The organism is Antarctobacter heliothermus (genome assembly GCF_002237555.1).
GTDB classification, from domain to species: domain Bacteria; phylum Pseudomonadota; class Alphaproteobacteria; order Rhodobacterales; family Rhodobacteraceae; genus Antarctobacter; species Antarctobacter heliothermus_B.
This window is the reverse complement of the sequence record NZ_CP022540.1, coordinates 2,360,023-2,374,254: the sequence shown is the minus strand read 5'-3', so window position 1 is coordinate 2,374,254 and position 14,232 is coordinate 2,360,023. Positions and strand designations below refer to the sequence as shown.

Genomic DNA, 14,232 nt, shown 5'->3' with positions numbered 1-14,232 from the left:
CATGCTCACGGATCTGACAGGTCAGCCGATCAGCGCCTTGCCGCCCATCCAAAGGCCCATGACGATCATCATCAGGTTTTCTGTCAAAGAAACAAAGCCCAGCGGCACGTTCGACGATCCGCCAACACAGGCGCATTTCAACTCGCGCTTGTCCATGTAAACCGCCTTGAACACGCTTGCTGCGCCGATTGTGCCGATAAACAGAGCCACGGGGGCCGAGATCCACGTCAACGCGCCCGCAGTCATCAGGATGCCCGCCAGCGCCTCGGCAAAAGGATAGGCCTTGCCGTAAGGCACCCATCGCTGCGCGAGCAGGTCGTAGTTCAGGAACATGGTTGAAAAGCTCTCGACGTCCTGCAATTTCTGGATCGCGAGGATCGTCATCGCCAGCGAGATGAACCATTCCAGCGCGCGCAGCGTCAGGACGGTGCCGTCTTGATGCCAGGACAGACCCAGCGCCAGCAGCGCCGTGACGGAAAAGATGGCGATGACCGGCTGATAGCTGGTGTCGCTCTGATCCTCCTTCGGCGGGTCGAGATCGAAGAACACGCGCAGGTCGTCATAGCCGCCGATCCGCTTACCGCCAAAGAAGGTCTGCGGTGTGGTCTCGACCGCGTGTTTCGCCATGAAGGCGTCGGTTGTCTCGCGCGTGGTCAGGTGGCGGTCATCCACCGTATAGCCCTGCCGTTCCAACAGGTCCTTGGATTTCAGCCCAAAGGGGCACAGGTGGTCCGGCATGACCATCCGGTAAAGCGTCGCGGTTTGCGTGTCCTCGGGCATCACAAGCCTCCTTCACAACGGTATTGGCCGCGGAACCCGGCGGTATAGTCCGGCCCGGCGGTGACCATCATGTCGGTCAGGTCGTCGCCCCTACGCAATTCGGCGCGGAGCAGGCCGTCGGCGAAGCGCAGGGTCTGGCCACTGGCGCTCTGTGCGGAGAGCCGTACGAGGTCGCCGCTGATCTTCATCACGGCAGAATTCGGGCCGACGGCCAGAACAGCGGGACTGGACGCCGTATAAGTGAAGCGGCAGGAGGCGCCATCGGGCAGGACCTTGGCGATATCGGCCTCGGTCAGGAATTCGGGATCGACGGTCGCGATAACCTCTGTCTCCAACGCATCAGCGGCGCTTCGGACCCGGGCTTCGGGCGTGACGTCCTCTGGCGCGGCGTTGCCATTGGCCGAAATATCCGCGATCAGATAGCGCATCTCGGCAATCTCCTTGTCCTGCGCATAAACGATGGCCTCGGCCAGTTTGGCCACGCGGGGATCGGTGATCTCAGCCCGCGACGAGGTCATGATGGCAATCGAGTGATGCGGGATCATCGCGCGCATAAAGGACTGGTCCTGCACCGTCACTTGACTGCGCACCAGCCAGAGGGACAGCACAAAGACCACGACGGAGCCCACGAAGATACCCGCGTTCATCACCTTGTTCGTATACATCGACAACATGAAGGATAGCATGACAAAGGCCATCGTTGCGCCCATCAGCACCGCCATCCAGGCGCGCGTCTCGGAAAAGAAGACGTGCCCGACGAGATAGATGTTCAGATACATCAGCATGAACATCACCAGCGTCGATGTGCCGATCATTAGGAAAAATCTGGAATATTTCATCAATCCTCTCCTGCTTGGGTCGAATGTGGAAACAACGTCCTTCCAGCGCTGGAGGGTTCCGGACCGGTCCGAAAACCGTGCCGTTCCGGAAACAATTTCGCCTGTCCGGGCATGTTCACAGGCATTTGACTGGGCACGGACGGTGTGAGCTGGCCTGCTGACATTCACGCTAAAGCAGGAGCTGCCATGACTCGATATTCACGACGCCGCATGATCACGGGGCTGGCCGTGGCATTGGTCGCGCCGACGCTGGCGCGCGCCCACAAGGTCCAACTGCCCGAACACTTCAACCCGGTCGCCGTCCAGACCGGCCGCACCGACTGGCTGCCCGGGGAAATCCATGTCGTGCCGGACGAGTTCCACCTTTTCTTGATGGGTCAGGACGGGGCGGCAATCCGCTATGGCGTGGGCGTCGGGCGCAAGGGCCTGTACGAGTCCGGTATATTTACCGTTGCGCGCAAGGCCAAATGGCCGTGGTGGCGGCCCACGCCAGCAATGATCCGGCGCGAACCCGGCAAATACAGCAAGTACAAGAACGGCATGAAGGGCGGCCCAAACAACCCGCTCGGCGCGCGGGCGTTGTATCTGTACGACGCGAACGGGCGCGACACCTACCTGCGCATCCACGGCACGAACGCGCCTTCGACCATCGGCACCGCCGTATCGAACGGCTGCGCGCGGCTGACAAACGAGCACATCAAGGACCTCTATGACCGGGTCCAGATCGGTGCCCGCGTGAGCCTCCATCCAAAGGTGTTAACCGCGTGAGACTCCAGCCAATAGGTTGATCTTGGGCAGCGCGTGTTTGACATGGCCGCCGCCCTAGGGGGGGTGATCCCACGGTTTGATAGTGTGATCCTTTCTCATGAACGGAAAGAAGCACTATGGGACGGCTCGGAACCGGAACATCGCGTCAGACGCGCTTCGACATGATCTGTGAGGCGAATGGGATCGAGCATCGGCTCACTAAGCCGAACCACCCCTGGACCAACGGCCAAGTCGAGCGGATGAACCGCACGATCAAGGAGGCGACCGTCACACGATACCGCAACGACGGTCGTGATCCGCGGTGCACGCACCTCGCGGACTTCATGGCGGCCCATTACTTCGTGCGCAGGCTCAAGATGCTCAGCGGGCTCACACCCTACGAATGCATCTGCAAAATTTGGACATCAGAGCCCGATAGATTCATCATCAATCCGATCCACCAAATGCCGGGACTAAACACCTAGCAGAGGCCTCTCGGCTCTGTATGAAGCGCCTCGGACAAAAAGAAGTGTCGTTCCGGGACCCGCGCCACAGGCCCCGGTGACAGGTTCGAGACTATGTGATCGCTACTTCCTCTGTCTCGGTCCGCAGCCTGTTGGCGGCGGCGCCGGGCGCTGCGCCCCAGACGGCGATCCAGCGATAAAAGATCGGCGTCAGAAACAAGGTGAACACGGTCGCAAAGCCAAGGCCCCCCACGATCACCCAACCAACGGCGATGCGCGCTTCGGCGCCCGCGCCCGATGTCAGGATCAGGGGCAAGCCGCCGAAGACCGTGGACACCATCGTCATCATCACAGGCCGGATACGCAGACGCAAAGCGTTGCGAATGGCGCTGTCGATATCCTCACCCGCCTCGCGCAACTGGTTGGCAAATTCTACGATCAGAATGCCGTTCTTCGCCATCACTCCGATCAGCATCACAAGGCCGATTTGGCTGTAGTAGTTCAGCGATCCGCCGGTGATCGAAATTGCGAGCAGCGCAGCGGCCAGGCCGAACGGCACCGTCATCATGATGACAACCGCACTGGCAAAGCTCTCAAACTGGGCGGCCAGCACCAGCAGAACGACCAGCAGAGCAACGCCAAACACCGCGTACATCCCCCCCGCCGTGTCATCCAGCGTCGCGGCCTCGCCGGTGAAGGCGATGCCCATGCCGTCGGGCAGGACCTCGTCGGAAATTTCTAGCAACCGACTCATGGCGGTCGACAGATCGATCCCTTCGCCTAGATTCGACTGCAATGACACCGCCAAGGCGCCGCCGAGGCGTACGATCTGCGCGTCGCTGACCACCGTGTCCAGCGAGGCTACAGCAGAAAGTGGGATGTAAGCGCCACTGTTCAGACGGATGGATAGGGACTCGATGTCGGAAGGATCGTCGATGGGCGGGCCGCCGGGGACGACATTGACGTCGATCTCAACGTCATCGGAAAAGACGCTGACCGCGACTTCGCCCTGCACGAGAGCCCGCACGAGGCTTGTGACGTCCGAGGTGTTCAACCCCATGTCGCCCGCAGCGGCGGAGTCGACGGTTACCGCCAGCTGTGCATCTACGCTGTTGTTGGACAATTGCGGGTTGAGGAAGGTGGCGTCCTGCGACATGGCCGCAACGAGGGTCTCGGCTGCCTCGGTCATACGCTCTAGGTTGGTGCCTGTGACTGCAAAACCAAGCCCCCGGCCAGCGCCGCGAATATTGAGGCTGTTGGTGGAACGGGCGCTGACCTGCACCCCGGGCACCGAAGACAGCTGGCCACTAATCTGCGCGATCAGCTCCTGCTGAGTGTAGTCGCGGTCGGCCCAATCCGGCAAGCGCACGACGATGAAAGCACTGGTGCCACCGCCGACTCCGATGATGCTTTGCACAGTCTCGATCTGGCCGCTTTCTTGATAGGGGGCAAGGATTTCCTCGACCAGAAGGACCTGAGTATCGAGATAGTCGACCGTCGTGTCCGAGGACCCACGCGCCTGTACGAGGAAAAAGCCGCGGTCTTCGTCCGGCGTCACCGAGGAGGGCAGTGTCATCGCCGCGCCCAAGGCGATCATCGCAAAGCCGATGGCAACGGACAGCACGATGAGCGGCGTGCGGATAGCGAAGTCCATTACGCTATCGAATGCGCGCGCAAGCGCACTTGGTTTGATCTCTTTAACGTTGGTCTGTGACTTCCCTGGGTCCAGTAAGGCCGCTAGGATCGGTGCCAACGTCAGCGCAGTGATCGACGACAGCGTGACTGCAAAGGCCAGCACAAAGCCGAACTCTGAAAACACCCCGCCTGCCTGACCGGGCAGGAATGAGATCGGGATGAACACGGCGGCGAGTGTGGCCGTGGTCGAGATAACGGCGAAGAACACCTCGTTGGTGCCTGATGCGGCTGCCGCAAAGGCACCCATCCCCGATTTGCGTTTACGCACGATGTTCTCGATCACCACGATGGCATCGTCCACCACCATCCCGGTCGCCAGAACCAACGCCAGCAGGCTGATCGTGTTGACCGAAAATCCTGTCAGCCAGATCGCGGCCAGCGTGCCGATAAGGGCGACCGGAATTGTCACCGCAGGGATCAATGTCGCGCGCGGCGAGCGCAGGAAAAGGAAGATCACTGCAATCACGATGGCGGTGGCCATCAGGATGGATTTGACCACCTCGTTGATTGACCCTTCGATGAAGATACCATCGTCAGAGGTCACAAGCAGTTGCACGCCCTCTGGCAACTGGCTGCGCAATTCCTCGACCGCCTCGCTCACAGCGCGGGAGATTGTCAGCGTGTTGCCGACCGATTGCCGCGTGATGTCAAGGCCGACGGCGGTTACGCCATTTACCCGGCTATAGACATCGGTGTCCTCCGGGATCAGTTGAACAAAGGCGATATCGGCCACTTTGGTGGTGTCGTTGATCGGCAGCTGGTTGATGGTTTCGACAGTAACCTCTTCGTTGCCTACCCGCAGGGAGAGTGTCTTGGACTCTGTCGAGAGCGATCCCAGCGCGGTGTCGTCACGCAGTTGTTCCAGGGCGGCGGAGACGTCAAAGACGGTCAGGCCGCGGCTCAGCAGCGAGGGCATGTTCACCGCCACCCGAAACTGGTTGGCCCGGTTGCCACGGACGGTCACCTCGGCAATGCCGTCGATCAGAGAAAGGCGTTCATAAACCGCGCCCTCGGCGATCCGGGTGAGGTCGTCAAAGCTTGCGTCGCCCAGCAGAGCAAGGCGGATGATCGCGTCTGCGTTGCTGTCGCTCTTGCTCACGCTGGGGTCGTCAATATCGTCGGGCAAGGACCGCAACGTGTTCGACACGATCTCGCGTGCTTCGTTGGCCGCGATATCGACGTCCGTGCCGTCGGACAAATCAATCGTTATACGGCTTGATCCCTCGCTGGAGGTGGATTCGATGTAGGACATTCCATCAAGCGCGCTCAGGGCGTCTTCGAGAACTTGGGTCACTTCCGTGTCCACCGTGCTTGCAACAGCTCCGGTATAGGTTGTCCGCACGGACAATACGGGGCGATCCACATCGGGCATTTCACGAATGTCGACGCTGCTGAGTGCAGCAAGCCCTGCGATGATGATCAAGAGGTTCAGGACGATCCCAAAGATCGGCCGCGCCACAAACGTGTCGGCGAAACCGGCCTTGTGCGCTCTTTTTTCCAAACTCATGTGCCGAGTCCCTTGCGCACGTCCGCTGCGGCCACTTGCGCACCATCGCGCAGCTTCGATGCGCCTTCGGTTACGATCTGCGCGCCGATCGGGGCGTCTGTCTCAACCCAGACCTGATCCCCGTTCCGATACCGGATCGTGACGGGTACACGGCGCGTGATGCCATTTTCAGCGATCCAGATTCCCGCACCTGCGCGGTCCCATGTAATCGCGGTCGAGGGCACCATGGGCAATGGATCTGTCTCTTCGGTCATGCGGATCGCAAAGGTCATACCCGCCAGAAGCAACCCTTCTGAATTGTCGATCTCCGCTTGGACTGTGGCGCTACGGGTGAGGCTGTCGAGGCGGCTGTCGAACGCGGTAATGGTCCCCTCAAAAACCCGCCCCGCAAAAGTCGGGGTTGTGACGAGAACCGGCTTGCCTTCGGCAAGCAGACCTATCGAGCGTTCAGGCACCTCGAAGGTGGCCAACAGGGACGTGGAATCGTCCACCGTCACGATTGCATCCCCGATGGACAGCCGGTCGCCGACGCTTACGTCACTCAGCCCGAGGCGACCAGAGAACGGCGCGACAATCGTCCGGTTTTCCAGTGCGACCTCGGCCAGGCCGACATTTGCTTGTGCCAGTCGCAATGCTACTTCTGCCTCGGACAGGGCAACTTCTGTTACTACAGCGTTACCGTTCTGATTAAGACCTTTGTAGCGGGTCACCGTTGCCAACGCCTGATCGCGGTTAGCCAGCGCGATTTCCAGTGCGAACTGTTCGGTGCGATCGTCCAGACGAAGAAGAACGTCGCCCTTTTCGACCAGTTGGTTGGCATGAAGCGCGGTCTCGACCACCTCACCCGCTTCGGTCGCCACAACGTCAGCGCGGCGCAAAGAGACGCCGCTGCCGATCGTCCGCAAAACAAGAGTGTAGGCGAGCTCTTCGAGTGGCGCGAGAACCACCGTCGTGGCCCGGCCTTGGCCACGCGGGCCGCCTCCAGGGAAGCCGCCCGGCCCACCGCGCGCCGCAGGCGTTGCCTCCTCGGTCAGGGCGATGCCCCAATACTGCGCGACCTGCAGGGGCACGCCGAAAGCGACTAGGTAGGCGCCGACGAGAACGGCCAGTGAGAGGAGAACAGTGATGAGTTTCTTCAAGACAATACGAGCTCCAGAACGCGCTTGGGCCCTCTGGGCCTGCGGGTGGTTTGGGTTTCGGGCGGCCATCAGGCCATGCGGCTCAATACATCATCCCGCTCGACGAAACGATGCCAATCAATTGCCACCACGACGTGCCCGAGGACGAGGGTCGCCAATATTCATCCTACCATGCTATGCCACTCTGCCATTGCCTGCGTCTAGGCAATCTCCGTCTCGCGTGCCGGGACGAGCGAGATACCGAAGTAGCTGAGTCCGCGCGCGCCCTGCAGCGGCCATGATCTTGACGGAAGGAACGATCATCATGAGCAGGTAGAGCGCCGCATTTCCCGCGCTGGCCTCCCGCTCTACCAGACCCTGATGTCGCGGCCTTTGACGAAAGTTACAAAGCTCCCACATGCCCCGCAGCAGCACCAGCAGGAATAATGTCAGCCCCAGATCGACGTGATAGCTCCACAGCGTCTCGCGCAGGATAGTGTCACGCGGCAGCGCCCAATGAGCAGCCGCCGACGAAAATTGCAGTGCAAAGAGCGCCGCCATGCTCCAGAGAAACGCGCGGCGTACGGGGCCGAAACGGTCAGGTCTGTCTGATAGATGGCGCATGTTTTTCTACCTGTCTGAGGGCCTCATCCCACTTGATACGCATCCTGCCGCAAGTTCCGTCGCAGTGCTCACGCTTTTGTCAGCTTGGAGTGAGTGAAGCCTTTCTCTGTGTCTGGAGGACCATCGGCTCGGGACGCCGGTCAGGCAGACAACTCATCGGAGAGACTTGCTTCCTGAATAAGAACCCCGCCTGACCCCTGTTTGATGCGAATTCGGCAGACACCGTTCAGCCGCGAATGGCCCACGTCGGGAAACTCGGATCGAGGTCGTCGCACGCCCCCAGAAGCAGGTCTTTCGACTGGAAGGGTCCAGCATCGTCGATGGTGGCACTGACCGTCACTCATTACGTCGCCTCGGAACCCAGACGGATCTGCCCGCTTTCGGCGTCATGGACAAAGCGCTGGTTCGGGTCCGTATCGTCGCATGCGATCAATCCAAACGGCTTTTCCTCGCTGTCCGGCGCTTTGTGCACCATGCACCGACCGGTGTAAGTCGCAGATTCAATGCGCCCTTTGTCCGCGCCATAGAAGATCGGCACATCGTTCCCGGTCGGTTTGCAGGAATGCGCGTGAAGCTGATCGGTCCGCCCACGTCCTTCGGTGTCGATACACCAGCCGAACATGGCCTCTTCACCCAGATTGTCCGCAAGTTGGATGATCGGCCCTTCGGTCTGGATGACCGGGCTTTGCGCCAGTGCGCCATACGGCAGGATGAGGCTTAAAATCGCGGCCACAAGTGCGGAGCGCATCGGAGGGGCGTTTGCTAGGTCATGTTGACAAAAGCTGCAGCCAAAGGCGGATTGACGTTATGTCTATGAAGCCGAGGAAGCTCCCGGCGGTCTTGTCATAGCGGGTTGCGACGCGGCGGGCGTTTTTGAGCTTGTTGAAGCAGCGCTCGACCAGGTTGCGCAAGGAATACAGCGAATGATCGACACCGACACGCATCTTGCGTGATTTGCGCATCGGGATTTGGGTTAGAACATCCCGGGCATCCTTTTTTTTGCGTATTCTATCAGAATCATAGCCTCTATCGGCCAACAGGACGCGCGGTTCAGGCAGGTTGTCGGCCATGACCAGATCGAACCCCAGATAGTCGGAAGTCTGACCGGGCGTGATCTCGGTTCTCATGGGCAGACCTGCTGCATTGACGCGGAGATGGATCTTGGTCGTGAAGCCACCTCTTGAGCGGCCAAAACCCTGCCGCGGAGTCCCCCTTTTGCGCCCGCTGCCTGATGGTGCGCGCGAATTACAGTGCTGTCGATCATTTGTAGGGCGTCCGGCACGGCCCCGCTGTCGTTCAGGGCGTCCATGATCTCTTCCCATAGTCCTGCCAGTGTCCAGCGTCGGAACTGGCGATAAACGCTCGACCATTTGCCGAACTCTTCCGGCAGGTCACGCCACGGCGCTCCTGTTCGCGCTATCCAGAAAATTCCATCAAGAACAATGCGGTGGTTGGTCGGTTTGCGCCCATTCGGGGCGCGAACGGCCAGGATGAACTGTTCAAAGAATGTCCACTCCTCGTCCGACATGAGGTCTCGTGCCAAGCTGATCTCCATTGCAAATACCAGCTTGAATCACGATCAGCGGTCGGTGGGAATCCCTTTTGTCAACATAACCTAACCATTCGGCTCGGGCATCGTCTGTTGCTATAATATTCTAATACCTTGCCCAAAAGACAAAAATTTGGAATACTTCCATAATCTGGCATTTTCGTTGTTTGGATTATGCATATGAAGAATATGATTAAACACTCTTCGGTGGCCATCGTGGCGGTGGCTCTTTCAGTACCGGCCCAAGCCCAGATCGCCGATATAGACGCCTTGCTCTCGCGCATTGATACGCGAAGTGGGCAATATCAACAACTTATCGAGATCCTGCAGGGAGCAGACGCCAACCGAGCGCTTGCCGCCTTTGATGTGATGGTCGAATCTGGCGATGCCACCTTGATAGAGGTGGCCATAAATTCAGCGCTATCCGCCACGGACTCCCGGATCCGCGCAAGGGCGCTTTGGGAGGCGCTGGCTCGAAAAGATTCAGTGTCTGTCATCGTCGACACGACGGATCTCGACACAGAGGAAAAATCGAATCTGAATGACTGGTTCGGTCCATTGCAAACCTGGACTCTTCGAGAAAAGTTCCCCGATACGCAGTGCATCAACGTCGATGCCTCGTCAGAATGCTATCCGGGGCGCAACCTCAGCGTTTCTGGCATTCGCGTGGACATGGTCTTTAACTACGGTGACGGGCTTTCGGGCCAGTTCGCCCTCGATGAGACCGGCGCTCTTGCGGGGCAGATCATGAGATTCAACACGAAGTCCGTTTTCCCAGCGAGGATCGAATTCCGATGAGATTAATGATAGCACTGATCGTTGTGTTGGCCGCCTCAGCCGTTGCCGCGCAAGTAAGTCTGGACGATGCTGATGAGGTGATGGATGCGCGAAGCAAGGAACTGCGGGCGTTTCAGGATCGACTGAACGACGCGGACCCTGACCGCGCGCTTGCGGTGTTGAAATTGTTGATTGTCAAAGGCGACCCCGATCAGCGCCGCCTTGCGATCCGCCATGGGTTGCAAAGCACGGACTCGGCAATCCGCGCCACCACCCTGCGCGCGATCCTTGATTCCAAACCGACGTTGGTTTTGACCTTCGTACCGGTCTCTGAAGAGCCGGACACATATTATTTTAGAACGATAAAACAAAGCGCTGGTGTCGTTAAAGACGACAAGTCTTCCGAAGTTCTCCGCAAAATTTCTGGCTTCGACGAAAAAGAACAATGCTGGACCTATACACATGGCGTCTACACTCCCTGCTTGGCCCGAATGCGAGGCGAGGTCGTAAACATTAACTTTGGCGGAAGCTGGGGGAACTACACTCTGGACAATTCTGGAAAATTGATCGGCCAACAGGCCATAAACGACAACCTGACAAACGCCACTATCGATTTGAACGAATGACCGGTCTGTAAAAGGAATTCCCCTGTATGAATATGATTCGTGCGGCCTTGGTGGGCCTTAGTCTTGTTTGTGCGTCGAGCGCAGCAGCTCAGGTGAGTCTGGATGATCTTGATAAGGCTATGGATTCGCGCAGCGATCAAATGGCGGCCTTCCGCGACCGCCTGAACGATCCTGATCCCGATCGGGCAATGACCGCCATGCAATTGTTGATCACAAAAGGCGACACGCAACAAAAACAGATGGCCATTGAGCACGGGTTGTCCAGTACGAACCCCGCTATACGGATGGCCGCAGTTACAGCAGTCTTCGACTCTCAGCCAATCCTTGTGTCGCGCTGGTATCCGGAAGAAAGGGATATTAATAACAACTTCCGGAATAGAGTTAAGCACTTCCGCGGTACGATAAATGCCGACAAATCCGCCCGCGTCCCCCTTGCGGTCGGGCAGTACTCGGAAGACGCAAAGTGCTGGGTGGACCTGCGGGAAAGCCGTTACTGTCTATTTCGGATCAATTCCGGCGAAATCAGCATTCGAATGGACGGTTGGGCGCAGGTCGCTCTCGACGATTCAGGCCGCCTTATGGGAACACCCATGATTGGTGGCTACCGGACCGAAGTTGTTATCGACCTAGGGCGTTGATCAGTCGATCACGATCCGGTCTATCCGGACCGGCGATCCGCCGCCCCAGGACGAAATCACGCGGATCGTCACCACCTTCGCAAATCGTTCGCCCACACGGTTTTCATAGACCCCGTCGGGGGACATATCGCGCAATGGCATCGGATTGGGGCGCTTGGATCGCCCGTTTGCCATGTCGGTGATGATTTCGATTGTTTTCGGCACGGCCTGCCCACTACTCGGATCGGTGAAAATCTGTACCCGGCTGAGCCTGTCGGTTTCCGTAAGTTGTAGTTGCAGCTCAAAAGCCATACCGGCAACCAGCGACGCGACGTAGGCTCCTTCTCCGGCCACCATCCCGGCGGGATCAGCCGCGCCTTCGACCGGATGGGCCGACCAAGCGGTGATTTCAAAGGGATCGCCCGCGACAGGGGCGGGGGCCGCCGCGCAGGCCTCTGATAAAACGCCGCCTTCAGCGCAATCGTCGGCCAGCGGAACTTCTCCCATAAAACGCGCCAGAAGGTTCACGATCTCATCCATCCGCGTCGCCCAGACTGCGTCCGTGCTTTCCGCATCCAGCACCATGGCAATCGGAACCGCGCCGCGAAACGCGATTGCGCCGCTTGTGCCGCCGAACAGATCCACCGCCTCGCCCGCAGCGGGGACCAGACGCACTTGTCGGAAGTTCTTGCTATGGATAATGACCTGCCGCCCCTCTGTCGATTTCTGCCGGGCGCGTTCAAGTAATACGCCGCCGCCGATATCAAGATCGCCAGAGAGGCTGCGCGGCAGTTCGGCCCACTGCGCCCCGCAATCGCGGGTGATACCACCACGCACCAGAGCCAGAGAAATATCTGATCCCCCCGGCGCCTGATAGACAATCTGCGCCGTGCCAATTTCTCCGCTTTGGGGGGCCCCGATCCGGATCCCCTCCCGCATGAGGCCGTGCAAATGCGTTGGAAGTATCAGAAAGCAATTGCCGCGGTGGGTGTACATGAACCCCGAACCGGCGCCATCTTCGACCCCGACGACACGTGCTTGTGCCGTCGATCCAAGGACTAGCCACAATAGCAGAAAGCCGATACTATTTTTCCACTGGAAGCGAAACATCAGTTGAGCGGAACCATGTCAATTAAAGCCCTTTTTATTTTAATATTCTTTCCTCTTCCAAGCTTGGCACAGGGAATCGGTTTGGAAAAGGATGTTTTCCATGAGACCGTAAGCGAAACGTCCAAAGTGTCCGGGGATATCGTGATGGGCGTCATGCTGACCGACGACTCGCCCTCGGATCTGCCACCCACGGTGATCACCGGTATACCAACATTTTGGAAGCGCCCTGAAAAGCCCGTCCCTGTCTGCGTGCGGATCGTTTCTAAAGATGGACGGTACGAGGCCGAAAACACCTACATGGTCCCACCCGGCTTTGACATTGATAGCGCGGATTTTCCGTACACTGGCGAACACGCTGACTTTCTTGCGGATCGGACGGCTGTTGCGCTCGTCGTGCCGGACCGATGCGGCAACCGCAACCGGACGGCGGTTCCGACCCTGTGGCGGGCCACACCGCGCACACAGAATTCGGTGCTTCACGTTTATCTCAACGCTGCCGGAAACCCCTCTTCGGTCGCGGTTGGACGTGGCGATCGTTTTTTTGAGGCCTGCAAAGACGTGTCTGAACTGACCGGCCTCAAATACACCGCCGATTGCGCGATCCCTACGGAATTTCTTCCGCCGGACAAGAATGCAAGGCTGACCTTTTTCATAACGCGCAGCAATACTGAAGAATCCTTCGTTTTAGAAGTGTCACCCGTTCGGCCGCGCGACTGAGGGGGCGACATGGCTGAAAACGTTGGGTCTTTGAGCGGACAAGTTTGGGCATGGATCCTGCGAAACAGGCGCAAGCTGACGATCTTGAGTGTCGTACTGTTGTCCGTCGTCGGACCGAAATGGTACGAGAATACCCGCTCACGCAGCGTTCTTGTGCAGGCTGACACCGGAACACTGCACGTGACGCTGACTAGTGAAATGAACAAGACCTTTCTCGGGGCACGCGTGTGCCGCGCGCGCGCAAAGTCAGAGATCATGCTGAGCACGGCAAAGGTTGAATCTGGCTGCAACAGTAGAACCCACGACCTGTCAGCGCCTCCCGGCGAAACATTCGCGGCTGTTTTGCCAAAGGGCACGGAATTGACGTTTTCAATCGGCGCCGACTGGTTGGCGATCCGAGTGATAAGCGTTCCCGACGAATACGCCGAAACAGACGTCGGAAAATTGTTGCGCGGCGGTCTCATCCTGGAAAAGGAGGCGCTCACAAGGTTCGGCAGTCTGTCGATTTCAGGCCTTGCTGTGCTTGGGGCGGGGCCGATTGAAGCGGATGGAATTCCATTGACGGAGGGCAACTACCAAATCAACGGAGACACACCGTCAAGTGCTCTGGGGTTCGGGCGCCGCATCCTGAAAACCGGCGAGGTCAGGTCCGGTGCCCAACTCTTTTTCTGTCGGCACGACGGGGATCTGCAATCGCGCCTGAAGGTGCTTTTTACAGATCGTGGCAGGGAGTGCCTGCATCAGTCCAGCGCGCAAGAAGACGACGCACTGGTCCCTCCGATGGGTGTCCCGGCGGCGCAGGCCAGACTGCAAATTTCCATACCCGACCCGGACACATCCATAATGAGGGTCACCGCGATTTCAGACTATGCGCCAGTTGATTTAACGCTTCTTTATTTTCGGACCGACCCGGTTGTGATTGGCCCCACGATCATAGATTCGTTGGGGTCGGATCCGGTTGTCCTCTTGATGGGCGCCCTTGGAGGGGTCTTGACGCTTCTGCAATTTCTATTCTCTCGTCCCAAGAGAAATGAGGAAAATGACAAAGCATGAGGGGCCCGC

General features: G+C 58.7%; 13 protein-coding genes and 2 pseudogenes. 7 read left to right on the top strand and 8 right to left on the bottom strand.

Features of this window, described 5'->3' with window-relative positions; translation table 11 throughout:
* Positions 1 to 21: 21 nt before the first annotated feature.
* Positions 22 to 780, bottom strand: coding sequence for a glutaredoxin family protein (locus tag ANTHELSMS3_RS11320; protein WP_198319794.1), 759 nt, complete (start codon positions 778 to 780; stop codon positions 22 to 24).
* Positions 780 to 1,619, bottom strand: coding sequence for a DUF305 domain-containing protein (locus ANTHELSMS3_RS11315; RefSeq protein ID WP_094034957.1), 840 nt, complete (start codon positions 1,617 to 1,619; stop codon positions 780 to 782). Before ANTHELSMS3_RS11315 ends, ANTHELSMS3_RS11320 begins: the two co-directional genes overlap by 1 nt.
* Positions 1,620 to 1,829: 210 nt before the next feature.
* Here ANTHELSMS3_RS11315 and ANTHELSMS3_RS11310 point away from each other — a divergent pair, with 210 nt between their 5' ends.
* Positions 1,830 to 2,387, top strand: coding sequence for a L,D-transpeptidase (locus tag ANTHELSMS3_RS11310; protein WP_254694716.1), 558 nt, complete (start codon positions 1,830 to 1,832; stop codon positions 2,385 to 2,387).
* 155 nt (positions 2,388 to 2,542) lie between these two features.
* A pseudogene (locus ANTHELSMS3_RS11305) lies at positions 2,543 to 2,851 on the top strand (integrase core domain-containing protein); the annotation flags it as partial.
* Between the two features lie 91 nt (positions 2,852 to 2,942).
* Here ANTHELSMS3_RS11305 and ANTHELSMS3_RS11300 read toward each other — a convergent pair.
* The 5 genes and pseudogenes from ANTHELSMS3_RS11300 to ANTHELSMS3_RS11280 all read right to left on the bottom strand — a co-directional run bounded on the left by ANTHELSMS3_RS11300 (position 2,943) and on the right by ANTHELSMS3_RS11280 (position 9,302).
* Positions 2,943 to 6,032, bottom strand: coding sequence for an efflux RND transporter permease subunit (locus tag ANTHELSMS3_RS11300; RefSeq protein ID WP_094034955.1), 3,090 nt, complete (start codon positions 6,030 to 6,032; stop codon positions 2,943 to 2,945).
* On the bottom strand, positions 6,029 to 7,171 hold the full coding sequence (locus ANTHELSMS3_RS11295) for an efflux RND transporter periplasmic adaptor subunit (protein ID WP_094034954.1): 1,143 nt from the start codon (positions 7,169 to 7,171) through the stop codon (positions 6,029 to 6,031). Before ANTHELSMS3_RS11295 ends, ANTHELSMS3_RS11300 begins: the two co-directional genes overlap by 4 nt.
* A 174-nt stretch (positions 7,172 to 7,345) precedes the next feature.
* Positions 7,346 to 7,774, bottom strand: a complete 429-nt coding sequence (locus tag ANTHELSMS3_RS11290) for a hypothetical protein (RefSeq protein ID WP_254694715.1) — start codon at positions 7,772 to 7,774, stop codon at positions 7,346 to 7,348.
* 343 nt (positions 7,775 to 8,117) lie between these two features.
* Entirely contained in the window at positions 8,118 to 8,522 is a 405-nt protein-coding gene (locus ANTHELSMS3_RS11285) for a hypothetical protein (RefSeq protein WP_094034953.1), read from the bottom strand.
* A gap of 19 nt (positions 8,523 to 8,541) precedes the next feature.
* Positions 8,542 to 9,302 (bottom strand): annotated as a pseudogene (locus tag ANTHELSMS3_RS11280) (IS5 family transposase).
* 201 nt (positions 9,303 to 9,503) lie between these two features.
* On the opposite strand from ANTHELSMS3_RS11280, the gene ANTHELSMS3_RS11275 reads away from it, so the two are divergent.
* The 3 genes from ANTHELSMS3_RS11275 to ANTHELSMS3_RS11265 are packed head-to-tail and all read left to right on the top strand — an operon-like array spanning position 9,504 to position 11,364.
* Positions 9,504 to 10,121, top strand: a complete 618-nt coding sequence (locus ANTHELSMS3_RS11275) for a hypothetical protein (protein WP_157733484.1) — start codon at positions 9,504 to 9,506, stop codon at positions 10,119 to 10,121.
* A complete protein-coding gene (locus tag ANTHELSMS3_RS11270; RefSeq protein WP_157733483.1) occupies positions 10,118 to 10,726 on the top strand; it encodes a hypothetical protein in 609 nt (202 codons plus the stop codon). The genes ANTHELSMS3_RS11275 and ANTHELSMS3_RS11270 overlap by 4 nt, the downstream gene beginning before the upstream one ends.
* Positions 10,727 to 10,752: 26 nt before the next feature.
* A complete protein-coding gene (locus tag ANTHELSMS3_RS11265; RefSeq protein WP_094034949.1) occupies positions 10,753 to 11,364 on the top strand; it encodes a hypothetical protein in 612 nt (203 codons plus the stop codon).
* On the opposite strand, the gene ANTHELSMS3_RS11260 is transcribed toward ANTHELSMS3_RS11265, so the two are convergent.
* Positions 11,365 to 12,282 carry a hypothetical protein gene (locus ANTHELSMS3_RS11260; protein ID WP_094034948.1) on the bottom strand — a complete coding sequence of 306 codons (918 nt, stop codon included), beginning with the start codon at positions 12,280 to 12,282 and terminating at the stop codon, positions 11,365 to 11,367.
* Between the two features lie 186 nt (positions 12,283 to 12,468).
* Here ANTHELSMS3_RS11260 and ANTHELSMS3_RS11255 point away from each other — a divergent pair, with 186 nt between their 5' ends.
* A complete protein-coding gene (locus ANTHELSMS3_RS11255) occupies positions 12,469 to 13,170 on the top strand; it encodes a hypothetical protein (RefSeq protein ID WP_157733482.1) in 702 nt (233 codons plus the stop codon).
* A 9-nt stretch (positions 13,171 to 13,179) separates the two neighbouring features.
* Positions 13,180 to 14,223 (top strand): hypothetical protein, encoded by a 1,044-nt coding sequence (locus ANTHELSMS3_RS11250; RefSeq protein ID WP_094034946.1) that lies wholly within the window; start codon positions 13,180 to 13,182, stop codon positions 14,221 to 14,223.
* The last annotated feature ends 9 nt before the right edge of the window (positions 14,224 to 14,232 follow it).